21 protein-coding genes and 1 tRNA gene are annotated in these 23,662 nt (G+C 71.1%); 11 read left to right on the top strand and 11 right to left on the bottom strand.

All coding sequences use genetic code 11. The annotated features are described in order from the left end of the window. Positions 1–24 precede the first annotated feature (24 nt). Positions 25–1,515, bottom strand: coding sequence for an RDD family protein (locus ACIBCK_RS05800; RefSeq protein WP_399386994.1), 1,491 nt, complete (start codon positions 1,513–1,515; stop codon positions 25–27). 220 nt (positions 1,516–1,735) lie between these two features. On the opposite strand from ACIBCK_RS05800, the gene ACIBCK_RS05805 reads away from it, so the two are divergent. Then, entirely contained in the window at positions 1,736–2,215 is a 480-nt protein-coding gene (locus ACIBCK_RS05805; protein ID WP_399386996.1) for an SsgA family sporulation/cell division regulator, read from the top strand. 37 nt (positions 2,216–2,252) lie between these two features. Here the strand turns inward: ACIBCK_RS05805 and ACIBCK_RS05810 are convergent, their stop codons facing one another. Beyond that, a complete protein-coding gene (locus ACIBCK_RS05810; protein ID WP_399386998.1) occupies positions 2,253–3,632 on the bottom strand; it encodes an FAD-binding oxidoreductase in 1,380 nt (459 codons plus the stop codon). 98 nt (positions 3,633–3,730) lie between these two features. On the opposite strand from ACIBCK_RS05810, the gene ACIBCK_RS05815 reads away from it, so the two are divergent. Continuing rightward, complete coding sequence (locus ACIBCK_RS05815) at positions 3,731–5,323, top strand: tetratricopeptide repeat protein (protein WP_399387000.1); 1,593 nt, start codon at positions 3,731–3,733, stop codon at positions 5,321–5,323. 46 nt (positions 5,324–5,369) lie between these two features. Here the strand turns inward: ACIBCK_RS05815 and hppD are convergent, their stop codons facing one another. Next, positions 5,370–6,539 carry a 4-hydroxyphenylpyruvate dioxygenase gene (gene hppD, locus ACIBCK_RS05820; protein WP_399387002.1) on the bottom strand — a complete coding sequence of 390 codons (1,170 nt, stop codon included), beginning with the start codon at positions 6,537–6,539 and terminating at the stop codon, positions 5,370–5,372. A 133-nt stretch (positions 6,540–6,672) separates the two neighbouring features. Between hppD and ACIBCK_RS05825 the strand changes: the two genes are divergently transcribed. The 6 genes from ACIBCK_RS05825 to ACIBCK_RS05850 all read left to right on the top strand — a co-directional run bounded on the left by ACIBCK_RS05825 (position 6,673) and on the right by ACIBCK_RS05850 (position 11,763). Next, entirely contained in the window at positions 6,673–7,143 is a 471-nt protein-coding gene (locus ACIBCK_RS05825; RefSeq protein WP_399387004.1) for an Lrp/AsnC family transcriptional regulator, read from the top strand. A 103-nt stretch (positions 7,144–7,246) separates the two neighbouring features. Then, entirely contained in the window at positions 7,247–7,894 is a 648-nt protein-coding gene (locus ACIBCK_RS05830) for an ABC transporter permease (protein WP_399387006.1), read from the top strand. Then, positions 7,887–9,179, top strand: a complete 1,293-nt coding sequence (locus tag ACIBCK_RS05835; protein ID WP_399387008.1) for a betaine/proline/choline family ABC transporter ATP-binding protein — start codon at positions 7,887–7,889, stop codon at positions 9,177–9,179. Before ACIBCK_RS05830 ends, ACIBCK_RS05835 begins: the two co-directional genes overlap by 8 nt. A 26-nt stretch (positions 9,180–9,205) precedes the next feature. Continuing rightward, complete coding sequence (locus ACIBCK_RS05840) at positions 9,206–10,090, top strand: ABC transporter permease (protein WP_399387283.1); 885 nt, start codon at positions 9,206–9,208, stop codon at positions 10,088–10,090. Continuing rightward, positions 10,087–11,058, top strand: a complete 972-nt coding sequence (locus ACIBCK_RS05845) for a glycine betaine ABC transporter substrate-binding protein (protein ID WP_399387009.1) — start codon at positions 10,087–10,089, stop codon at positions 11,056–11,058. Before ACIBCK_RS05840 ends, ACIBCK_RS05845 begins: the two co-directional genes overlap by 4 nt. A 90-nt stretch (positions 11,059–11,148) precedes the next feature. Next, positions 11,149–11,763, top strand: a complete 615-nt coding sequence (locus tag ACIBCK_RS05850; protein ID WP_399387011.1) for an ArsR/SmtB family transcription factor — start codon at positions 11,149–11,151, stop codon at positions 11,761–11,763. A 147-nt stretch (positions 11,764–11,910) separates the two neighbouring features. Here the strand turns inward: ACIBCK_RS05850 and ACIBCK_RS05855 are convergent, their stop codons facing one another. The 4 genes from ACIBCK_RS05855 to ACIBCK_RS05870 form a co-directional block, all read right to left on the bottom strand. Then, the gene (locus tag ACIBCK_RS05855; protein ID WP_399387013.1) at positions 11,911–12,717 is read right to left on the bottom strand and encodes a S16 family serine protease; all 807 of its coding nucleotides are present in this window, start codon (positions 12,715–12,717) and stop codon (positions 11,911–11,913) included. Between the two features lie 142 nt (positions 12,718–12,859). Beyond that, positions 12,860–13,501, bottom strand: coding sequence for a helix-turn-helix domain-containing protein (locus ACIBCK_RS05860; protein ID WP_160505296.1), 642 nt, complete (start codon positions 13,499–13,501; stop codon positions 12,860–12,862). A gap of 330 nt (positions 13,502–13,831) precedes the next feature. Next, positions 13,832–15,628 (bottom strand): DEAD/DEAH box helicase, encoded by a 1,797-nt coding sequence (locus tag ACIBCK_RS05865; RefSeq protein ID WP_367042373.1) that lies wholly within the window; start codon positions 15,626–15,628, stop codon positions 13,832–13,834. Positions 15,629–15,750: 122 nt separating this feature from the next. After that, positions 15,751–17,202, bottom strand: a complete 1,452-nt coding sequence (locus tag ACIBCK_RS05870) for an MFS transporter (protein ID WP_399387015.1) — start codon at positions 17,200–17,202, stop codon at positions 15,751–15,753. A gap of 141 nt (positions 17,203–17,343) precedes the next feature. On the opposite strand from ACIBCK_RS05870, the gene ACIBCK_RS05875 reads away from it, so the two are divergent. The 3 genes from ACIBCK_RS05875 (at position 17,344) to ACIBCK_RS05885 (ending at position 18,182) form a co-directional block, all read left to right on the top strand. Beyond that, the gene (locus ACIBCK_RS05875) at positions 17,344–17,607 is read left to right on the top strand and encodes a type II toxin-antitoxin system VapB family antitoxin (protein ID WP_399387017.1); all 264 of its coding nucleotides are present in this window, start codon (positions 17,344–17,346) and stop codon (positions 17,605–17,607) included. Further along, positions 17,604–18,011, top strand: coding sequence for a PIN domain nuclease (locus tag ACIBCK_RS05880; protein WP_399387018.1), 408 nt, complete (start codon positions 17,604–17,606; stop codon positions 18,009–18,011). The genes ACIBCK_RS05875 and ACIBCK_RS05880 overlap by 4 nt, the downstream gene beginning before the upstream one ends. A 96-nt stretch (positions 18,012–18,107) precedes the next feature. Further along, positions 18,108–18,182, top strand: a tRNA-Cys gene (locus tag ACIBCK_RS05885). 1 nt (position 18,183) lies between these two features. Here ACIBCK_RS05885 and ACIBCK_RS05890 read toward each other — a convergent pair. Genes ACIBCK_RS05890 through ACIBCK_RS05905 form a run of 4 tightly spaced genes read right to left on the bottom strand, consistent with a single transcriptional unit; the run spans position 18,184 to position 23,604 of the window. Then, entirely contained in the window at positions 18,184–18,708 is a 525-nt protein-coding gene (locus tag ACIBCK_RS05890) for an AAA family ATPase (protein WP_399387285.1), read from the bottom strand. 8 nt (positions 18,709–18,716) lie between these two features. Next, a complete protein-coding gene (locus tag ACIBCK_RS05895; protein ID WP_399387020.1) occupies positions 18,717–21,029 on the bottom strand; it encodes a xanthine dehydrogenase family protein molybdopterin-binding subunit in 2,313 nt (770 codons plus the stop codon). Continuing rightward, positions 21,026–22,705, bottom strand: coding sequence for a 2Fe-2S iron-sulfur cluster-binding protein (locus tag ACIBCK_RS05900; RefSeq protein ID WP_399387022.1), 1,680 nt, complete (start codon positions 22,703–22,705; stop codon positions 21,026–21,028). The genes ACIBCK_RS05895 and ACIBCK_RS05900 overlap by 4 nt, the downstream gene beginning before the upstream one ends. Next, entirely contained in the window at positions 22,702–23,604 is a 903-nt protein-coding gene (locus tag ACIBCK_RS05905; protein WP_399387024.1) for an FAD binding domain-containing protein, read from the bottom strand. Before ACIBCK_RS05905 ends, ACIBCK_RS05900 begins: the two co-directional genes overlap by 4 nt. Positions 23,605–23,662: the final 58 nt, after the last annotated feature.

Here is a 23,662-nt window from a genome sequence, read left to right on the forward strand (position 1 = left end):
TTCAGCTCCTCCGGCGTGCGACAGCTAACCCGCCACAAACGTTCCCGCAGCCTTGTCGTGCCAGCACTGGCGCCACGGGCGGTCGAACACGCACCACAGGACCCCGACGACCCCGACGACCAGGACCCCCGGCACCGCGTAGACGAGCCACCGCTTCAGCGCCGATCCGAACGACGGCGTCTCGTGCTCCTCCATGTCACGCACCTGGAGACCCAGGACCCTCTTGCCCAGCGTCCGCCCCCACTTGGCCGTGGGCAGCACCTCGTAGAGGACGCCGAAGAGGAGCAGGACGCCCAGGACCATCCCCAGATATCCCGCCGTGGTGCCGTCGAGCAGCCACACGGTGACCTTCTCGCCCGACATCTTCGCCGCGTCGATCTTGCTGTCGACGTGATCGGCGGCCTTCGTGCCGAGCGGCAGCGCCGCGGCCCCGGTCACGGCGGCCAGGACGACCGTGTCGATGAGCCGCGCCGCGAACCGCTTGCCGAGCCCCGCGGGCCGCCCCGCCGCCTGGTTCTGCGCCATCGCGAGGAACGGGTCGTCGGCCACCGGCTTCCACGGCACGACCGGCTGCTGCTGTCCGTCACCCTCGGCGGCGAGCCGGTGCACCTGCTGCGCCCACGAGGGCGAGCCGCCACCGGGCCCCGAGGTCACGGGCGACGCCGCGCCACCCGGCGCACCGCCCTGGTGCGGGACGGACGGCTGTACGGGGGCCGGCGCAGGCGCGGGCGCGGGCGCGGAGGCCTGCGGGGGCACGGCGGCCTGCGGGGGCGCCGAGGTCTGCGCCGCGGCGCCGGACGACTTCGGGCGCAGTGCCCGGATCGCCATGGTGCCTTCGGTGGCGGGAGCAGCCGCGGTGGGCCGCACCGGTCCCGAGGGCCTGCGGAACGTCACGGTGCCCTCCGCCGGGGGCTGCTCCTGCTGCGGCGGGCCGCCCGGCTTGATCGCCCGGATCTGCACCGTGCCCGGCCCGTTCATCTCCTGAGGCTCCTGAGGAGCCTGAGGAGCCTGAGGAGCCTGAGGCGAGGGCGCCTCCTCAGGAGAAGAGGCGGAAGCGGAGCCCGGACCGGCAGTCGGCGCGCTCGGCACGCGAGGGTCACGCGGGTCCCGGGCCCCCGAAGCACTCCGCTGCTCGGGCTCACCCCACGAGATCCGCCGCTCCTGCTCCCCGCCGAGTCCCGTCTGCCGAGCCGCGTCCGCCTGCCAGGCGGAGGCGGGCTCGGGCCTCGACCCGTGCTGCGAGGCGTCGGCGTCCACCGTGCCGGCCGCCGCCTCGGGTGCCCCCAGGGGCTCCTCGTCGAAGAAGTGCGGCCCGGTCTCCTCCGCGGGCGCGGGCGCCGCCGCTCCCGCCCCCGGAGGCGCGGGGAGCGATTCGCCGTCGGTCGGGGCGGGACGACTGGTCCCGGGCACCCAGGCCGCGCCGTTCCAGTACCGGACATATCCGGGAATGGACGGATCGGGGTAGTAGCCTTCGCGGGGCCTGTCGTCGCCTGGGGCCGGAGTTGGGGCGCTCATGTCCGTCGTCCCGTATCTGCTCGGGGGTCTTTTTGAGGCTCCACATCTATCAGACCTCCGCGTGCGCCTGTGCCTGTCCTGCGCTACAGACCACTTTCCGGGCACAGTTCAAGCACGTACGGAAAACTTTCCCGAACCCGCGTAATGCTCCGCGACCATCGCGCTCTCTCCCTGCACGGGCCCGCTCCGGGGCCCCGGACACGGAAGGAAGAGCACCGACATGCACACCGTGGTGGAACGCGAGCTAGAGCTCAAACTCGTCCTCTCGCCGGAACGCGCGATCGCTGTCCCGGCCCGCCTCACGTACCGCACCGACGATCCCTACGCCATCCACATCGCCTTCCACATCGGCTCCGAGCACCCCGTGAACTGGACGTTCGCACGCGAACTTCTGGTCGAGGGGGTGTTCAGGCCCTGCGGGCACGGCGACGTCCGGGTCTGGCCGACCAAGGTGGAGGGGCGCAGCGTCGTCCTGATGGCGCTGACCTCACCCGACGGTGACGCCCTCCTGGAGGCGCCCGCGCCCGCCGTGTCCGCATGGCTCGAGCGCACGCTGCGGGTGGTCCCTCCGGGCTCCGAGGCTGAGCGGCTCGGCATCGACGACGGCCTCGCCGAGCTGCTCACACCGACCACGGGCCGCGCCGACGAGCTGTGGCTGCGCGACCCCTGGCCCTCGGACGAGTCCAAGGACGGTGAGTGAACTCCGCCGCCCCGGGGGCGACGTACACAGGCCGAGGTCAGAACAGCTTGCCGGGGTTGAGGAGGGAGAGCGGGTCGAACGCGGCCTTGACGGCGCGCTGCATCTCCACGCCCACCGGGCCGAGTTCACGGGCGAGCCAGTCCTTCTTGAGGACGCCCACGCCGTGCTCGCCGGTGATCGTGCCGCCGAGTTCCAGACCGAGGGCCATGATCTCGTCGAAGGACTCACGGGCGCGGCGGCCCTCGTCGGCGTCCGCGGCGTCGAAGCAGACGGTGGGGTGGGTGTTGCCGTCGCCCGCGTGCGCGCAGACGCCGATCGTGAGGCTGTACTTCTCGGCGATGCGGTCCACGCCTTCGAGCATGTCGGCGAGCTTCGAGCGCGGCACGCACACGTCGTCGATCATCGTCGTGCCCTTGACGGCTTCGAGAGCGGTGAGCGACAACCGCCGTGCCTGGAGGAGCAGTTCGGACTCCGCCGCGTCCTCGGCGGGGACCACCTGGGTGGCGCCCGCGGCTTCGCAGAGCGCGCCGACCGCCGCGAGGTCCGCGGCGGGGTCCGGGGTGTCGAAGGCCGCGAGGAGCAGCGCTTCGGTGGTCTCCGGGAGGCCCATGTGGGCCAGGGCGTTCACGGCCCTGATGGTCGTGCGGTCCATCAGTTCCAGGAGCGAGGGGCCGTGCCCGCCCTCCATGATCCTGCATACGGCGTCGCAGGCCGCCTGCGCGGAACTGAACTCGGCGGCCAGTACGAGCTGTTGGGGCGGCTGGGGCTTCAGGGCGAGGGTCGCGCGGACGACGATGCCGAGGCTGCCCTCGGAGCCGACGAAGAGGCGTGTGAGGTCGTAGCCGGCGACGCCCTTGGCCGTGCGCCGTCCGGTGCTCATGAGCCGTCCGTCGGCGAGGACGACGTCGAGGCCGAGCACGTACTCCGCCGTCACCCCGTACTTCACGCAGCACAGGCCGCCCGATGCCGTGCCGATGTTCCCGCCGATGGTGCAGGTCTCCCAACTGGACGGGTCCGGCGGGTAGTAGAGACCGTGTTCGTTCACGGCGCGGGAGAGCGTGGCGTTGACGACGCCCGGCTCGACGACCGCGATCCGGTCGACGGGGCTGATCTCCAGGATGCGGTCCATTTTGACCAGGGACAGCACGATGCAGCCCTCGCTGGCGTTCGCGCCGCCCGACAGGCCCGTGCGGGCGCCCTGCGGGACCACCGGGATCCGTAGCTCGGTCGCCGTGCGCATGACGTGCTGGACCTGCTCGACGGTCCGTGGCAGGACCACGACGGCCGGGGTTCCGGCGTCGCAGAAGCTGGCCATGTCGTTCGCGTACGAGGACGTGATGTCGGGGTCCGTGAGGACGGCGTCGGCGGGGAGGGCCTCGCGACCGACACAGAGACGTTCGATGAGTGTGCGGCTCATGATCACAGCCTCGCACTCGGGGCCATCGGTGTGAACCCGTGTGCGACGCCCGTCCGCGTGCCGGGATGTGCTCTTCGTATTGACGCACAGTGAGCGCCATGGAGATCGAGACCGGGTCCGAGTCCGAGACCCAGAAGGCCCCCGCAGCGCCCGCGGCCCCTGCGGCCCCGCAGAGCCGCCGTCCGCCGTCCGCGCCCGCCATCTGGAGCGAGTCGTCGCGGGACGCGCGCCGTTCCCCCTCCCTGCGGCGGGTGCTGCTCACCTCCGTCGCCGGGTGCCTGGTGCTCGGCGGTGTGGTGGTGCTGCTGCCCGACGGGGGCAAGAAGGCGGCGCCGCCCGCCCTCGGGCCCGCGGGGCGGGCGATGGCGGCGGCGGGCGCGGGGGCTCCGGCCGCACTGCCGGACCTCACCGTGCTGATCGGGGAGCGTGAGGCGCAGGTGCGCAGGCATCCCGGGGACGACGAGTCGTGGGCGGTGCTCGGGGCCGCCTACGTCGAGCGGGGCCTGCGGACCGCGGACTCCGCCTACTACCCCAAGGCGGAGGAGGCGCTGCGTACGTCCCTGAAGACGCGGCCGGTGGGCAACGCGCAGGCGCTGACGGGCATGGCGGCGCTCGCGAACGCGCGGCACGACTTCCGCGGGGCGAAGACGTGGGCCGAGAGCGCGGTGAAACTGGCGCCGAAGCGGTGGTCGGCGTATCCCCCGCTGATCGACGCGTACAGCGGTCTGGGTGACGCCAAGGGCGTGGGGAAGGCCCTGGAGACGCTCAAGGAGCTGAACCCCGGCGCCTCCGCCGTGCTGGCCCGCTCCGGTCAGGTCTACCGCGACCGCGGCTGGCGCGAGGACGCGGCCTCGAAGCTGATGGACGCGGCGGCGCTCGCGGCGGGCCCAGCGGAGAAGGCGGTGTGCCTGTACCGCGTGGGCGAGCTGTCCTGGGAGCGGGGCGAACCGGCGGAGGCCCTTCGCTACTACGAGGCGGCGCTGGTGGCGGACCCCGACCACCACCCTTCCCTCGCCGGAAAGGGCCGGGCGCTCGCGGCTCTCGGCCGCACGTCGGAGGCGCTGCGGTCCTATCACAGCGCGCTGGTCAAGCAGCCGGCGCCGGAGTACGCCCTGGCGCTCGGCGAGCTGTACGAGTCGCTGAAGCTGGCTCCGGCCGCGCGGGCCCAGTACGACGTGCTGCGGGCCCGCGTGAAGCAGGTGGGGGTCAACGGCGTCAACGATCAGCGGATCCTCGGCCTCTACGAGGCGGACCACGGGGACGCGGACGCGGCGGTGGACCGCCTGCGGGCGGAGTTCAAACGCCACGGGAGCCCGGAGACGGCGGACGCGCTGGGGTGGGCGCTGCACCGGGCCGGTGAGGACGAGGAGGCCCTGAAGTACGCGACGCGGGCGACGGACAAGGGCCCGCTGAGCGCGGTCTTCGCCTACCACCGAGGTGAGATCGAGCGGCAGCTCGACCGGTACGGGGCCGCACGGCGGCACATCGGCGAGTCGCTGCGCCTGAACCCGTACTTCTCGCCCCTGCTGGCCCCGAAGGCCCGCCAGGCCATGGAGTCCCTGGGCGAGCCCCCGGACGGCGGCCCGGCCCAGATGTACGCCCCCGAACCGCCCTCGCCCCAGGAGACGACCCCCACCCGCCCCCGCCCGAAGCCCACCCCGAAACCGACCCCGAGCCCCTCCGCCGCGTAGGGCTGCGCGTGGGGCCGCGCGTGGGGCTCACGGCGGAGCCGCGGGCTCAGAGATTGCCGCGCTTCTCCTGCTCGCGCTCGATCGCCTCGAACAGCGCCTTGAAGTTGCCCTTGCCGAAGCCCATCGAGCCGTGCCGCTCGATCATCTCGAAGAAGACCGTCGGGCGGTCCTGGACCGGCTTGGTGAAGATCTGCAGCAGGTAGCCGTCCTCGTCGCGGTCGACCAGGATCTTCAGCTCGCGCAGGGTCTCCACCGGGACGCGCGTCTCGCCCGCCCACTCGCCCAGCGTGTCGTAGTACGAGTCGGGGGTGTCCAGGAACTGGACCCCGGCCGCGCGCATGGTGCGTACGGACTCCACGATGTCGTTCGTGGCGAGCGCGATGTGCTGGACGCCCGCGCCGCCGTAGAACTCGAGGTACTCGTCGATCTGGGACTTCTTCTTGGCGATGGCGGGCTCGTTGATCGGGAACTTCACCTTCAGGGTGCCGTCCGCGACCACCTTCGACATCAGCGCGCTGTACTCGGTGGCGATGTCGTCGCCCACGAACTCCTTCATGTTCGTGAAGCCCATGACCTTGTTGTAGAAGGCGACCCACTCGTTCATCTTGCCGAGCTCGACGTTGCCGACGCAGTGGTCGATCGCCTGGAAGGTGCGCTTGGCGGGCGGCTCGACGATCGGCGAAGCGGCCTTGAAACCGGGCAGGTAGGGGCCGTCGTAGCCGCTGCGGTCGACGAGCGTGTGGCGGGTCTTGCCGTACGTCGCGATGGCGGCGAGGACGACCGTGCCGTTCTCGTCCTTGACCTCGTAGGGCTCGGTGAGGCCGCGGGCGCCGTGCTCGACGGCGTACGCGTACGCGGCGCGCGCGTCCGGCACCTCGATGGCGAGGTCGACGACGCCGTCGCCGTGCTCGGCGACGTGGCCCTCGATGAAGTGGCCCCAGTCCGTCGACGCCTTGATGACGGAGGTGAGCACGAAGCGGGCGCCGCCGTTGGTCAGGACGTAGGAGGCCGTCTCGCGGCTGCCGGTCTCGGGGCCCGAGTAGGCCACGAGTTTCATGCCGAAGGCCGTGGAGTAGTAGTGGGCCGCCTGCTTGGCGTTGCCCACGGCGAAGACGACCGCGTCCATTCCCTTGACCGGGAAGGGGTCTGCCTCGCGCGCGGTGTTGGGGGTGCCGGAGGTGGCCGACGTGGGCTGGGTGTTCGCGGTAGCTGCCATGTCCGCAGGCTCCCGCCGTATCGCAAGGTGCGCAATAGTTTGCGTTTTCAGTGGGCAATATGCACAGCGGCAGGCCAGGATGAACGGGCTATCTGTACATGATGACCACCCTCGGAGCGGAGATGAGCGCACCATGGCGATCGATCACCTGGACGGCAGGCTCATCGTGCTGCTCGCCCGCGAGCCCCGTATCGGCGTCCTGGAGGCGTCCCGCCGGCTCGGTGTCGCGCGCGGGACCGTGCAGGCCCGGATGGACCGCCTTCAGTCGAACGGAGTCATCCGCGGCTTCGGACCGGAGGTCGACCCCGCCGCCCTCGGCTACCCCGTGACCGCCTTCGCCACGCTGGAGATCAAACAGGGCCAGGGCGCCGACGTACGGGCGCATTTGGCGACCGTCGCCGAGGTGCTCGAACTGCACACCATCACCGGCCACGGCGACATGCTCTGCCGTCTGGTGGCCCGTTCGAACGCGGATCTCCAACGTGTGATCGACCGGGTCGTGGGTTTTGATGGCATCGTCCGGGCCTCCACGGCGATCGTCATGGAGAACCCTGTTCCCCTGCGGATCATCCCGCTGGTCGAACAGGCGTCAGAAGACACCTGATGCGGGTAGGTAGCACGGCGTACAGCAGCACCACGCACGCAGCACGCGGGCGGCGGGAGACTCCCGGCGCCGTCTGAACCGCGCCGGGCAGGTGAGCAGTTCAGTGAACTTCTGGGACTACCTCGGCAACCGCCACCAGCAGTTGCTGACGGACGCGTACCAGCACGCAAGCGCGGTCTTCCAGTGCATGGTCGTGGCGACCGTCATCGGCGTACTGATCGGCATCGTCACGTACCGCAGCGAGTGGGCGGGCAATCTGGCCACGACCGCGACCTCCACGATCCTGACCGTCCCGTCGCTCGCCATGATCGGTCTGCTGATCCCCGTCGTCGGCCTCGGCGTGGCCCCGACGGTCATCGCCCTGACCCTCTACGGCCTGCTGCCCATCGTGCGCAACGCCATCGTCGGGCTGCGCGGCGTCGATCCCTCGCTGGTCGACGCGGCCAAGGGCATCGGGATGTCGCGTGCCGCACGCCTCGTCAAGGTGGAGCTGCCGATCGCCTGGCCGCCGATCCTGACCGGCATCCGCGTCTCCACGCAGATGCTGATGGGCATCGCGGCCATCGCCGCGTACGCGTCGGGCCCCGGCCTCGGCAACGAGATCTTCCGCGGCATCGGCTCGCTCGGCAGCAAGAACGCGCTCAACCAGGTGCTCGCTGGCACGCTCGGGATCATCATCCTGGCCCTGCTCTTCGACGCCGCGTACGTCCTGATCGGCCGCCTGACCATTTCGAGGGGTATCCGTGTCTGAGACCACCGCGACTTCCACCGACGGGGCGACGGCCAAGGACGCGGCGGCGCCCCCGAACGCCCCCACCGGCGCGACGATCGAGCTGGAACACCTCACCAAGCGGTACGCGGGCAGTGGCGACCCCGCGGTGGACAGCGTCAGCATGGAGATCAAGGCGGGCGAGATCGTCATCCTCGTCGGACCCTCGGGGTGCGGGAAGTCGACCACGCTGAAGATGATCAACCGGCTCATCGAGCCGACCAGCGGCCGCATCCGTATCGGCGGCGAGGACGTCACCGACATGGACCCGGTGAAGCTGCGCCGGCGGATCGGTTACGCGATCCAGTCGTCCGGGCTCTTCCCGCACATGACGGTCGCCCAGAACATCGCCCTCGTGCCGAGGATGATCGGCTGGGGGAAGTCGAAGATCAAGAACCGGGTCGAGGAGATGCTCGACCTCGTCGGACTCGACCCCGCCGAGTTCCACGGCCGCTATCCGCGCCAGCTCTCCGGCGGCCAGCAGCAACGCGTGGGCGTAGCAAGGGCGTTGGCGGCCGACCCGCCCGTACTCCTGATGGATGAGCCATTCGGCGCGGTCGACCCGATCACCCGCGACCATCTCCAGGACGAGCTGATCAGGCTCCAGCACGAGCTGCACAAGACGATCGTCTTCGTCACGCACGACTTCGACGAGGCCATCAAGCTCGGCGACCGCATCGCGGTCCTGCGGGAGCGCTCGCACATCGCGCAGTTCGACACCCCGGAAGCCATTCTCACCAACCCCGCCGACGACTTCGTCTCCGGTTTCGTGGGCGCGGGCGCGGCCCTGAAGCGGCTCAACCTCACCCGCGTACGCGACGTGGAGATCGCCGACTTCGCGACGGTGACCGTCGACGACCCGCTCCAGGACATCTTCGACAGGCTGCGGGCCAGCGGCACGAACGAACTGCTGCTCCTCGACAAACGCGGCCGCCCCTACAAGTGGCTGCGGCGCGGCGACCTGATGCGGGCCAAGGGCTCGTTGGCCCGCGCGGGCACCCTCGTCCACGACACGGTCACCCGTGACGCCACCCTGCGCGACGCGCTCGAAGCGGTGCTCACGGACAACGCGGGGCGGGTCGCGGTCACCGGGCGGCGCGGGGAGTACACCGGCGTCGTGGACATGGAGACGCTGATGAACTCCGTGCACGAGATGCTGGAGGCCGACCGGCTGGACGCGGTGGAGCACCAGCACGAACTCCAGGAGCAGCGGGCCGAGTTCACCCATCACGAGCAGGAAGGCCCCGCAGGGGGTGCGAAGGCGTGAAAGGCGTCCCCGGGAGCAACCCCCGGATCCCCGACCGCACACCGGCTCCCGAGGACGGGCCGGGGCCGCGGCCCGACGGCGAGCACGAGGTCAAGGGCCACCTCTTCCGCGACACCGGCGAGGCCGAGCCGGAGCCGCCGCCCCCGCGGGCCGCGGCTTCCACCGGCCGCAGGGGGCGGATCGGCTGGCAGAAGCTGACCATCCTGCCGGCGTTCATCGCCCTCATCCTGCTGCTCACCTGGTGGTGGTTCGAGCAGGCGGACCTGGACTCGATCTCGCAGAACGCCCTGGCGGACGGCAATGTCTGGCTCAGGCTGCGCCAGCACATCCAACTGACGGCCATCTCCACGTTCTTCGTGCTGATCATCGCGATCCCGCTGGGCATCCTGCTGACCCGCAGGAAACTCCGCAAGGCGGCGCCCGGCGCGATGGCCCTGGCCAACATCGGCCAGGCGACGCCCGCGATCGGCCTCCTCGCCCTCCTGGTGATCTGGATCGGCATCGGCGAAAAAGCGGCCCTGATCGGCATCATCATCTACGCCGTCCTGCCGGTGCTCTCCAACACGATCGCGGGCCTGAACGCCAATGACCCGACGCTCCTGGAGGCGGCACGCGGCATCGGCATGTCGCAGTGGGGAGTCCTCGGCAAGGTCGAACTCCCGCTGGCCGTACCGCTGATCCTGGCGGGTGTGCGCACCGCACTCGTCCTGAACGTGGGCACGGCGACGCTCGCCACCTTCGGCGGTGGCGGCGGGCTCGGCGACCTCATCACCACCGGGATCACCAACCAGCGGATGCCGGTCCTGATGCTCGGCTCGATCCTGACGATCGCGCTCGCGCTCCTGGTGGACTGGCTGGCCTCGCTGGCCGAACTGGTCCTGCGTCCGCGTGGATTGGAGGCGGGCTCATGAGGGTTACGTTGCGTACGGCGGCCGTCGGTGTGCTGGGCGGAGCCCTGCTGGTGAGCTGCGGACTGACCAGCGGCAGCCCGATGGTGGACGACGTCAAACCGGGCACGATCGGCAAGGGGCTCCCCCTCAAGGGCGTCGATCTCACCGTCACGTCCAAGGAGTTCACCGAGCAGCTGATCCTCGGCGCGATCATGGGCATCGCCTTCGAGGCTGCGGGTGCGAACGTCCTGGACCGGACGGGCATCCAGGGCTCGATCGGCGCCCGCGAGGCCGTCAAGGGCGGTGACGCGGACGCCATGTACGAGTACACGGGCACCGCCTGGATCACGTACCTCGGCAACACCGAGCCCATCGACGACCCGCGCAAGCAGTGGGAGGCGGTGCGCAAGGCGGACGCGAAGAACGGCGTCACGTGGCTGCCGCCCGCCGAGCTCAACAACACGTATTCCCTGGCCATCAACAAGAAGAACGAGGCCAAGTACAAGCCGAAGACCCTCTCGGACGTGGCGGCCCTGTCGAAGAAGGACCCGGACGCGGTCACGCTGTGCGTGGAGAGCGAGTTCTCCTCGCGCGAGGACGGTCTGCCGGGCATGCAGAAGGAGTACGGGATGAAGATCCCCACCTCCAACATCACCAAGATGGACACCGGGATCATCTACACCCAGGTCTCCAAGGGCACCTGCACGTTCGGCGAGGTCTTCACCACCGACGGCCGCATCAAGGCGATGGACCTGACGCTGACGAAGGACGACAAGCACTTCTTCCCCAACTACAACGCCGCCCCGGAGATCAACAGCAAGGCGCTCAAGGAGCACCCGAAGATCGCGGAGATCCTGGACCCCATCACGAAGAAGCTGAACAACACGGTGGCCCAGGAACTGAACTCCAAGGTGGATGTGCAGGGGCAGGATCCGCATGAGGTGGCGCTGGATTGGCTGGTGCAGGAGGGGTTCGTGAAGGAGGGGTAGTTCCCGCCCTTCGGGCGGTGCGGCTACTTGCAAAGACTCCGTTGCAGAGAAAGCGTTGCAACGGAGTCTTTGCATGTCTACGGTTGAGGCATGACAGAAGAATCGCCGCCGGAGCAGCGAGCGGTACCGCTGAAGACCATCGACCTCAACCCGCGCAACCTGCGCGGGCTCGCGCATCCACTGCGCATGCGGCTGCTCTCCTCGCTTCGGATCGACGGGCCGGCGACCGCGTCACAACTCGCCCAGAGACTGAGCGAGTCGAGCGGAGCCACCAGCTATCACCTTCGGCAACTCGCGGAGTACGGGTTCGTGGAGGACGCCCCGGAGCGAGGCAAGGGGCGGGAGCGATGGTGGCGCTCCACGCATGACAGCACGATGTTCGACGATTCGCTGACGCGCGACGCGAACCCTGAGGTACGCGCGGCGGCCAATTGGTACCAGCACCAAGTGGCCACGTACTACGCCCAGTCCCTGTCGACGTGGATCGGCACGCGTGACGAGTGGCCCCAGGAATGGGTGGACAGCTCCGACATGAGCGACTCCCTCTTGCGACTGACGCCCGAACTCACCTCGGCGCTGCGCGACGAGTTCCGCGAACTCGTCCACAAGTACCGCTCGTTGGCGCCGGACCCGGGCAGCCCACGCTCAGCCATGGTGCACGTACACACCTACCTGTTCCCCCGAAAACCAAGTGCGGACGACTGAGAGGCGACGCCATGCACCCCGACATACACCTACTGCTCCACCACACCCGAGCCACCGACCTGCGCCGCACCGCCCCCTTACGGAAGGCGCGCCCCCAGCTCCGTAGTCAACTGGGCTGGGCCATGGTCGAGTTGGGCCTGCGTCTGGTCAGCAGCTCGGGACCTTCCCGCCCCGGTCAAGGGAACGCAGCGCGTCAACCGTGCCCGACAGCGTCGTGACCGGGATCAGCCGCAGCCCCGCCGGCAGCTCCGCCTGAGCGTCCGAGCACTCGGCCTTCGGGACCAGGAAGACACTCGCACCATCCCGCTTCGCGGCCTGCGTCTTCATCGCGACGCCGCCGACCGGGCCGACCTTGCCGTCATCGGAGATCGTGCCCGTGCCCGCGATCTTCCGGCCGCCCGTGAGGTCCCCGCCGCTGCCGTTGCCGTCGATCAGGTCGATGATGCCGAGCGAGAGGAAGAGCCCCGCGCTCGGCCCTCCGATCTTGCCGAGGTCGACCTTGACCTTCACCTTGTCCGTGCCGTCGACGCCGTTCGCCTTGAGGTAGGAGAGCGCGGCCCGCGTGGCCGTGTCCTGCGACTTCTTCATGTCGCCGAGGTTGTGCTTCTCGACTTCCTTCACGTTGTCGCCGGTGGGGTACACCGCATCCTTGGGCATCACGGAGCGGTCCGTACGGAACCAGCTGTCCACCACGTCGCTCAGGCTCGCGTCCATGTCGGGCCCGGTGGCCACGATCGTCGTCATCCGCAGCTGCCCCTGCGTCTCGCGGGTGGGCGAGCCGGTGATCGTGATGACCGGCTTGCCCTCGCTCTCGCCGAGTACGTTCGCCGTCGACCCCGGCTGGGCCACGGCGAACGGCAACGGCGCGAGGCCGGCGACGGCGAGCAGGGCGACCACGGGGACGGCACAGACGGCGAGGGCCTTGGGGCGCGTGAGGCTGGAGAGGGAGAACACGGGATCAATCTAACGGACGAGGATTTTCAGCCCGCCTGTCAGGCGGCGACGGACGAGCGGCATTCAGCCCGTCCGGCGCTTGAGGACGAACGCGGCGGACCGGTGATCAACGGTGCCCAAAAGAAACCTCGCCCGCGCGGCCTCAGCGCAACGCGTCCGCTACCTCGCGAGCCGCATCCACCACCCGCGGCCCCACCCGCTCCGGCACGGAGTCCGCCAGCATGACCACGCCCACGCTGCCCTCTATCCCGGTCACGCCGACCAAGGGCGCCGCGGCCCCGCTCGCGCCGGCCTCCAGCTCGCCGTGGGTCAGCGCGTAGCCGGGGTCGGTGGCAAGGCCCTGCCGGGCGGCGAGGATCGCGCGGCCCGCGGCGCCGCGGTCCAGGGGGTGCCGGAAGCCGGTCCGGTAGGCCACGTGGTAATCAGTCCAGGTCGGCTCCACGACGGCGACGGCCAGGGCTTCGGTGCCGTCCACCAGCGTCAGATGCGCCGTCGCGCCTATGTCCTCGGCGAGGGAGCGAAGAGCGGGCAGCGCGGCCTCGCGCACCAGCGGATGCACCTGGCGGCCCAGGCGCAGCACCCCGAGGCCGACCCTGGCCCGGCCGCCCAGGTCACGACGGACCAGGGCGTGCTGTTCAAGGGTGGCGAGCAGGCGGTACACCACGGTGCGGTTCACACCGAGCTTGTTCGAAAGCTCGGTGACGGTGAGCCCGTGATCGGTGTCGGCCAACAGCTTGAGGACACGCAGTCCTCGGTCGAGCGTCTGGGAAGTCTCCGCGGTCACGACGCCCACTCCTTAGATGAGGGTCGACGGCCCCTTTACGCGGCGGTAGCGTCGCCGGTCCCGTGGGCGACGCGCGTCAGAGGCCGCCGGTCGGAACTCCGGCTGCGCTCCGCGGCGGCGCTGCCACGGGGCGTGTACGTTGCGGGGACATTAGCGAGGCCGTCCCGCTCAGCGGAAGACTCCGTCCAGAATCCGGGCACGACTCCGGTTGTTAGGGGCGCAATGCCCCATACGCGGGGCCCTCCACCAGGGGTGCACACGACTCCCGCACACGCGGAACACACGCCTCCTCCCCCGCGGTGAAAGACCCGGGGTCCGGAGAGCGCACGCTCACTTCATGCGGGTGGCCCACTCCCCGACCTTGGCGATCCGCTGCCGCAGCTGCCCGGCGGTAGCCTCCGCGCTCGGCGGTCCGCCGCAGGTGCGGCGCAGCTCGGTGTGGATCACACCGTGCGGCTTACCGCTCTGGTGGGAGTACGCGCCGACCATCGTGTTGAGCTGCTTCCGCAGCTCCAGCATCTCCTTGTGGGAGACCACGGGCCGCCGCTCGGCGGGCAGTTCCAGCAGGTCGGCTTCCTCGTCGGGCCGCTTCTTGCTGTGTGCGATCTGCCGGGCCTGGCGCTTCTGGAGCAGCATCTGCACCTGGTCGGGTTCGAGGAGGCCGGGGATGCCGAGATAGTCCTGCTCCTCCTCGCTCCCCGGGTGGGCCTGCATCCCGAACTCGGCGCCGTCGAAGAGAACCCGGTCGAAGACGGCGTCGGACTCGAGCGCCTCGAAGGAGAACTGCTCCTGCTCGCCGGTGTCCTCGTCCTGCTCCTTGTTCGCCTCGTCCATCTCCTGCTCGGACTCGGCGTAGGGGTCCTCTTCCCCTTCCTTCTTCGGCTTGTCGAGTACGTGGTCCCGCTCGACCTCCATCTCGTTGGCGTGGCCGAGGAGGTCGGGGACGGTGGGCAGGAAGACCGACGCGGTCTCGCCGCGCCGCCGGGACCGCACGAAGCGGCCCACGGCCTGGGCGAAGAACAGCGGCGTCGAGATGGTCGTGGCGTAGACCCCCACGGCGAGCCGCGGCACGTCGACGCCCTCGGACACCATACGGACGGCGACCATCCACCGGTCGGTGCTCGCGGTGAAGTCGTCGATGCGCTTGGAGGCACCCACGTCGTCGGAGAGGACGACGGTGGCCTTCTCCCCCGTGAGCTCGCGGATCAGCTTGGCGTACGAGCGTGCGGAGTCCTGGTCGGACGCGATGACGAGACCACCGGCGTCCGGGATGGCCTTGCGCACCTCGGTGAGCCGCTGGTCGGCGGCTTTCAGGACGTTCGGCATCCACTCGCCGCGCGCGTCGAGGGCCGTGCGCCAGGCCTGCGAGATGGCGTCCTTGGTCATCGGCTCCCCGAGCCGCGCGGCGATCTCGTCCCCCGCCTTCGTGCGCCACCGCATGTTGCCGGAGTAGGAAAGAAAGATGACGGGCCGGACGACGCCGTCGCCGAGCGCGCTCCCGTACCCGTACGTGTAGTCAGCGGCGGACCGCCGGATGCCGTCGTTCCCCTCCTCGTACGCGACGAAGGGGATCGGGTTGGTGTCGGACCGGAACGGCGTGCCGGTGAGCGCGAGGCGCCGGGTGGCGGGCTCGAAGGCTTCCAGGCAGGCCTCGCCCCACGACTTCGAGTCACCGGCGTGGTGGATCTCGTCGAGGATGACGAGGGTCTTGCGCTGTTCGACCCGGTTCCGGTGGAGCATGGGCCGCACGCCGACACCGGCGTACGTGATCGCGACGCCTTGGTACTCCTTGCTGAGCGGGCCCGCGCTGTACTCCGGGTCCAGCTTGATCCCTATCTTGGCCGCGGCCTCCGCCCACTGCTTCTTCAGGTGCTCGGTCGGCGCGACCACCGTCACCTGCTGCACGACGTGGTGGTGCAGCAGCCAGGACGCGAGCGTCAGCGCGAACGTCGTCTTGCCGGCGCCGGGGGTCGCGACGGCGAGGAAGTCGCGCGGCTGCTCCTGGAGATACCGCTCCATCGCCCCCTGCTGCCAGGCACGCAGCTTGTTGGCGGTGCCCCAGGGGGCGCGGCCGGGGAAGGCGGGAGAGAGGTGGTGCGATGCGGAGTTGGCGGCGGTGGTAGTCACGGTCTCCGGTATTTGGCAGCTCGGGTACGTACGACAACCGGGCCACCCTACCGGTGAAGGTTGACGCCCCGCGGAGAGCGGCGCGGGGCCCGGATCGGATGCGACCCGTCTCACATCCGCCCTCAGGCGGCACGTTCTTTCAACCGCGCCGCCACCCAGGCCCCCACCAGCGCCACCACCGCCATCGGCAGGAACACGGCGACGAAGGCCCCCGGGTGGGACGCGCCCGCCTCGGTGGAGCCGTGGGCGTCGACCATGCCGCCGCCCAGCGCGGCGAAGGCGGCGCCTCCCGCTGCCAGGAGCAGGGCGTTGGAGAGGCCGTCGGAGATCTGGAGGGCGGCGGAGTTGCTGCCCGCGTCCTGCGGGGGCGAGAGGCGCAGCAGGAGCACGCTGGTGGAGCCGATGACCGTGCCCATGCCGAGGCAGCCGAAGGCCCAGGCCACCGCCACGATCCAGACCGGGACGGCATCGATCAGGACCGTCGGCGCGGTGGCGATGGCCGCGGCGACCAGGAGCATCCCGACGACCATGAGCCGCGTCCGGTGCGGTTCCATGCCGGGCCGCGACTGTACGAACGAGCCGAGCGCCCAGGTCGCGCCGCCCACGGCGAGCGAGAGACCGGCCATGGTCGGCGAGAGCCCGCGCTGGGTGACGAGCATCAGCGGCACGAAGGACTCGGCGGCGATGAACGACCCCGCGGCCATGCCGCGAAGGAGCACGACGGACGGCAGGCCTTGGGCCGCCCGATAGGTGCCGCGCGGCAGCAGTCCGAGCACGGCGGGCACGAGCACCACGGCCCCGACCGCCGCGGGCAGCAGCGAGAGCCACCGCAGCTCCTGACCTGCGTACTGGAGGAGTCCGGCGCCCAGCGAGATGCCGAGCGCGAGCCGGATGCGGCGGCGGTCGAAGGGCCCGGCGGGCGCATCGGAGACGGGCCCGGCGGCCCGGCGCCGGATCTGCGGCAGGGCGAGCGCGAGCGGCGCCGCGACGAGCACCGGAATGCCCAGGAAGACCCAGCGCCAGCCCAGGTGTTCGGTAACCGTGCCGGACACCAGCGGCCCGACCACGGACGGCACGACCCAGCTGGCCGCGAACGCCGCGAGTATGGAGGGCCGCAGCCGCTCCGGGTAGGCGCGGCTGACGACCACGTACAGCGCGACGATGACGAGCCCGCCGCCGAGCCCCTGCACGGCTCGGCCGAGGATGAACATCCACATGGCCTGCGCGGTCCCGGACAGCACGAGCCCCGCCGCGAAGGCCCCGATCCCGGTGGCGAGCGGCCCGAGCGGCCCACGCCGGTCGGCCCACTGCCCGGAGAGCACCATGCCGAAGAGGCTGGTGGTGAAGTACGCGGAGAAGCCGAAGGCGTAGAGCGAGACGCCGTTCAGCTCACGGGCGGCCACCGGCATCGCGGTCCCGACGGCGGTCGCCTCGAAGGCGATGAGCAGCACCACGGAGACGATGCCGAGGCTGAGGGCGCGGTAGGGCGCACGGAGCACTCCGCCCTCGAGCTCGGACGGCGGGACTATCGGGGCGGCGGCGACTTCGGCGTCGCGTGGTTCCAGAGCGCTCATGTCGGCCAGGGTAAGGGGCTTGGAGCACTGTGACCCCTGTCTGGGGTCGGTGACCTTCCGGGCCTTTGGTCGTACGTCCCACGCAAGACCCGGCCGCGATATATACGTGTTAAGCTGACGTATATACGTGAGGGAGTGGTCATGACGAAGATGCTCATCGACATCGACGACGAAGCGCTGGCCGAGGCCCAGAAGATCCTGGGCACGGCGACCAAGAAGGACACCGTGAACCAGGCGCTCGCCGACATAAGGCAGCGCTCCGTGCGCGCGCAGGCCCGTCGTGAGCTGGCCCAGCTCGTCGCCTCCGGCGCGATCGACCTCGACGCCCTCAACGAGAAGCACGGCTACGACTCCTACGAGGACCTGCACAAGCCGACCGGCAAGGACCGGACGACCGCCGAATGACCGTGCGCTTCCTGGCCGACAGCTCGGCCCTCACGCTTCTGCTGCCCGACCTGGAAGATCGCCACGGCATGAACCAGACGATCGACGCCGGACTGGTCGGGATCTGCGACGTGACGGAGCTGGAATTCCTCTACACCGCCCGCTCAGCGGCCGATCGCGCCGTCATCCTGCGCACCCTGAACCTCGCCTACGCGTGGGTTCCCGTCCCCGACAGCGTCTACTCGCGCGCACGCGAGGTCCAGCACACGCTGACCCGTCACGGCGAGCACCGCGCGCCAGGGGTCGTCGATCTGCTCACCGCCGCGACCGCCGAGCTGACCGAGCGCACGCTGCTCCACCGTGACCACGACTTCGAGACGATCGCGCGCCACACCGGGCAGCCCACGCTCTTCCTTGCGCCGTGATTCATGAACGCCGCATGGCAGTCCCGTTGCGGGGCCGGTGATTCTCTTGAGCCGCCGGTCTCGGGCGCTTAGGTTCAAGGAGTCGAGATCAACCTCGGCCGTGTGCCCGAGTGGCTCAGGGGCTGGACTGCAAATCCAGTAACGCGGGTTCGATTCCCGCCACGGCCTCCAGTCAGACCCGCGCCTCGTCGAGCCCCGCGAGAATCGCGTCCACCGTCTCCTCGACCGTCAGGTCCGAGCTGTCCAGCCAGAGACCGATCCTCGGGGTCGTGGACCGGAACCCGGCGTCCAGGTCCGCCACCGTCCACGCGCCGTACCCGGTCTTGCCCCGCCCGGCCTCCCGGGACGCGACCGCCTCCGGCCTCGGGGCGAGCACGATGACGTGGACGGGACGCGTACGCAGCAGATCCACGTACGTCTTCAACTCCTCGCCCAGGATGACGTCCTGGACCACCGCCACGAAGCCCGCGGCCGCGTACGCGTCGGCCGTCGCCGCCGACAGGCCGTACCGCAGCCGGAGTTGGGCCGCTGCCTCGTCCGAGGCGCCGGGCTCGTACTCCTGGCCGCCCGACACGATCATGCGGCGGAAGACATCACCCCGTACGTGCGCCGCGCGCGGCAGCCGCTCGGCCAGGGCCTGCGCCACCGTGGACTTGCCCGCCGCCATGATGCCGGTGATGACGACGACCCCGCTCAGTGGCGCCGTCACGTCGCCACTGCCGCCTGGGGGCGGATCGGGAGGCGGTTCACCGGGCGGCCGGTGGCTGCCCGCACCGCTGAGGCCACCGCCGCCGGAGTCGTCACCACCGGCACCGCGCTCGCGGCCTTCGCGCCGAAGGGTGCCACCACGTCCCGCTCCTCCACCAGCTTCACGATGCGGATGTCGGGGGCGTCCAGGGCGGTGGGCAGCGCGTAGCCCGTCAGGTCCGGGTGGCGGACCAGGCCGCGCGGCGTGCGGAGGTTCTCCGTGAGCGCGGCGCCGACTCCCTGCGTGACGCCCGCCTCGATACGCACCTTCAGCTGGGACGGGTTGAGGATGCGGCCCACGTCCTGGGCGACCGCGAGCTCCACGACCCGTACGGAACCGATCTCGATGTCGACGTCGACGACCGCGCGGATCGCGCAGAAGGCCATCCCTACGAACGCGTCGCCCTGACCCGCCTCGTCGAGGGGCTCGGTGGGGTGAGGGCGGCACTGGGCCGTGGCCCACAGTTCCTTGCCGTCCATCGCCTCCGTCACCGTCGTGCTCAACACCCCGTCGTACGAGGTGATCTTGCCGTCCGTGATCTGGAGCAGCTCGGTCGACATACCGAACTTGTGGGCCAGCGGCTGGAGAAGCTGCGTGCGGACCATCTTCGCCGCGCGCTCCACCGCGCCGCCCGACACCCACGTATGGCGGCCGTGACAGCTGGGCCCGGCGGGCGGCTGGTCGGTGTCGACCGGAGCCACGCGGACGTCGTCGATGCCGAGCGTCTCCTGGACGATCTGGCGGGCGAGCGTGGTGAAGCCCTGGCCCGTCTCGACCGCAGCACAGATGACCGTCGCGACCCCGTCGTGGACCTTCACCGTGGCCGTGGAGACCTCGTCCGTGCCCTCGGCGCCCAGGAGTTGAACCATCCCGAGGCCGTAGCCCACACCCCGGCGCACCGCGGCCGGCTCACCGGCGCCCTCGGGGCCCCCGGGCAGCAGCCACTCGTCCTCGGGGGTGTCCTTGGGCAACTCGGGGAGCGGGAAGTCCCGTACGGCAGCCAGGAGTTCGGCGACGGGGGCGGGGCAGGTGACCGTCTGGCCGGTGGGGAGGATGTCTCCCGTCGCCATCGCGTTGCGCAGCCGCACCTCGGCCGGGTCGATGCCCAACTTCTTTGCAATCTTGTCCATTTGGGCTTCGTACGCCGCGCAGACCTGCATGGCGCCCTCGCCCCGGACATGCCCGGACGGCGGGTTGTTCGTGCGGACCGCCCAGCCCTCGATGAAGGCGTTCGGGACGACGTAGGGACCGCAGGCGAAGGAGACGGCGGCGGCGAGCGCTTCGGACGATGTGTCCGCGTACGCGCCCGCGTCGAGCAGGACCTGCGCCTCCACCTTCACCAACTTGCCCTCGGCGTCCGCGTGATGGCGGTAGCGAAGCAGCGTCGGGTGGCGGTGGGCGTGGCCGAGGAAGGACTCCTCGCGGGTCGCGGTGAGCTTCACCGGGCAGCCCGTCGTCAGGGCGAGCAGACCGAGCGGCAGGTGGAAGCTGGCGTCCTCGCGGTCGGCAGTGGCCCCCGGGACGCCGGTCACGACGACCTTCACGATGTCCGGGTCGATGCCGTAGCAGGACGCGGCCATGTCGCGGTCGGTGTGCGGATCGGTGGAGGCGATGTACAGCTCCACACCCCCGTCGGGACGCGGCACTGCGAGCCCCGCCTCGGCGCCGATCGGCGCCGGGTCCTGGCGGCCGATGCGGTACAGACCCTCGACGACGAGCTCGCCCGCCGCCTCCGGGTCGCCGTGCCGCAGCGGGATGTGCCGGATCAAGTTGCCGTCGGGGTGCAGGGGTTCGGCCGCGAAGGCCTTCTCCGGGTCGGTGACCGGCTCGAGGACCTCGTACTCGACGAAGATCGCGGCGGCGGCCATCCGTGCCGTGTCGGGGTGGTCGGCGGCCACGGCGGCGATGGGCTCGCCGTGGTGGCGTACGACCTCGGAGGCGAAGACCGGCCGGTCCGGGGTCTTGCGGCCGTGCAGCGCGTCGCCGGGCACGTCCTCGTGCGTGACGACGGACCGCACGCCCGGCATCTCGCGCGCCTGGGATGTGTCGATGGAGACGATGCGCGCGTGCGCGTGCGGTGAGCGCAGGACGGCCGCCCACAGCAGCCCCTCCGCCCACAGGTCGGACGCGTAGGGGAAGGTGCCCTCGGTCTTGGCGCGGGATTCCGCGGACGGCAGCGACGCACCGATGCCGTGCGGCAGCGGCTCGGGACCGGGCTGCGTGTCCACTGCGGTCGCGGTGTTCGCCGTGCCCGCGGCTTCGTTGCTCACGCCTGGCCTCCGTCCTGTCCGTAAGGTCCTTCGTACGATCCGCCGTGCGCCGTCGGGTTGACCCCTCCGGCGCCCGGTCCCGCCTGGTGCGGAATGCGTGCCTCGCCCGCGTGGTCGTCGTGCGCCGACGGCTCCGCGGCGGCGGCGGACGCCTGACGTTCGGCGACGACCTCCTGCACGGCGTCGAGCACGCCGCGGTAGCCGGAGCAGCGGCACAGGTTGCCGCACAGGGCGCGGCGGGCCTCCAGGTCGGACGGGGCGGGGTTGCCCTCGAGGAGATCGTGCACGGTCATCGCCATGCCCGGTACGCAGAAGCCGCACTGGACGGCGCCACAGGCCCCGAGCGCCCGCTGTACGTCGGAGGGCCTGCCGTCGACGGCGAGACCCTCGACGGTGCGCACCTCGCTCCCGGCGGCCGTGGCCGCGGGCACCAGGCAGGAAGCGACGAGACGGCCGTCCACCTGGACGTTGCAGGCACCGCACTCGCCCTGCGAGCAGCCGTCCTTGGCGCCCGCGAGGCCGAGGCGCTCACGCAGCACGTAGAGGAGGGACTCGCCGATCCAGGCGCCGGTGACGGGGCGGTCGGCGCCGTTGACGCGCAGGACGTAGGAGCAGAGGGGGTGTTCGTCGGCGAGGGCGGTGGCGGTGACGGCCTCTTCGGAGTCGTCTTCCTCGGCCTCGGCCTCGGCATCGACCCCGTCTTCGGCTTCGGCTTCGACGTCCGCTTCGGCGTCGGGCTCGGCTTCGGGCTCGGTGTCCGCTGCGGGCTCGGCTTCGGGCTCCGGCTCCGGCTCCGCGGCCACCTCGGGTGTCAGGGGCTCCTCGGGCACCACATGCATCTCGGGAGCGACCGGCGGCTCGGGGACGAACGCCTCCGGGGGCACGACCGGCTCGTGGGGCTGCGGCTGGACGCGCGGCTGCGGATACGGGTACGGCCCGGTGTGGTCGACGTACTCGGCAGGCTCCACGTGCTCTGCCTGCTCGACGTGCTCGGCATGCGGATACAGCTCGACGTGCGGCTGCTGCACCGACTCCTGCACCGACTCCTGCACCGGCTGCTCCGACCACGGCGAACCCGCACCCGCGCCACCGGTGGCCCACGGAGCCGCCGCGCCACCGGGCAGCGTCGCGGGCGGCGTACCGCCCCACTGCGCCGCGAGCGAGGACGCGGTGAACTCGCCCGATTCATCCGGAAGATCACCATTGGCTACGGGGATCGACCACTGCCCGGTGACATCCGCCGGGGCAGGGGCGGCGGGCGCGTGCCCCTCCGCCTCGTGGAAGCTCCACTGCCCGGTGGCCCGGGGGTCGTACCCGTGCTCCTGCTCGTGGACCGGCGGTTCGGGCTCGGGGACACCGCCCGCGTCCGGCCACCGCACGTTCTGCACGCCCGCGCCACCGACGCCGGTGCCCACGCCCGTCACCTCGGGCGGCATGACCCAGACGCCGGTGGCGGACGGGTCCGTCGCGTCGGCGCTCGTGGGGGTGACCGTTATCTGCGGCGGCACGTAACCGTGGCCGGGCGCGGCGAGCGGCGAGTGGTCGAAGGCGTCGAGGGCGCCCTCCGGCAGCTGCACGAAGGCCGTGGCGTCCGAGTCGTACTCGCCCTGCGGATGCGGCTGCCAGCCGCCGCCCGCGGCGTTCGCGGCGTTCCCGTCGGTCTGGTCGTCCCTCACGACAGCGCCCTCCCCAGTGCTCGTCGGGCCAGCGCGGCGACCGTGCGCCGCAGGTGCAGTACGGCGGGCGGCAGCGGCTGCGGTGAGCCGTCGTCCGCCGGAGGCTGGTCGGGGATGCACGCGGCGGCGACGTACTCACCGAAGGCGGTGAGCGCCTCCGGCACGATCGTGCGCTCGCCGTCCCAGTCGATCAGCGAGGCGACCCACTGCTCGGCCTCCAGGGGCCGCAGCGGCATCGGCGCGACGGCGCCGACCGCGCAGCGCACACCGCGGCGCGCGGGGTCCAGGACGAGCGCGACGGAGGCGATGGCGCGGCCGGGGCCGGTGCGTCCGGTGGCCTTCAGGAAGACCTGCGGGGCGTGCAGGAGCGGCAGCCGTACGAAGCCGATGAGTTCGCCGGGGCGGAGCATGTCCATCCCCGCGAGCAGGTGCGAGACGGGGACCTCGCGGCGCGCGCCGCCGGGTCCCGCGATGATGAGGACGGCTTCCAGGGCGGCCAGGACGGGGAGGGTGTCGCCGGTCGGCCCCGCGGTGGCGATGTTGCCGCCGAGGGTGCCCGCGTTGCGGATCTGCGGGGGTCCGGCGGCGCGTGCGGCGGCGGCGAGCGCGGGGATCAGGGCGGCGAAGTCGGGCCGCCCGACGCGTGCGTGGGTGAGACCGGCGCCGAGCAGCGCGTGACCGTCCTGGTACTGCCAGCCGCGGATCTCGCTGATGCGGCCGAGGCCGACGAGCGCGGCGGGGCGCAGGAGGCCCGCGTTGACGGAGGCCATGAGGTCGGTGCCGCCGGCCACGGGCACGGCGGCGGGCATCGCGGCGAGTGCCTCCACGGCCTCGTCCAACGTCGCAGGCAGCTTCGCCGTCTGCGCTGTGTGCGCCGCCTGCGGTGCGTGCGTGCTCAAAACCGGCTGCCCCTTCCCGATGCCCGGCGGCTTTCTCACCGTGTCCACCGTTACGCCT

Origin of the sequence: Streptomyces sp. NPDC051218 (assembly GCF_044455475.1) — a bacterium.
Lineage (GTDB): Bacteria > Actinomycetota > Actinomycetes > Streptomycetales > Streptomycetaceae > Streptomyces.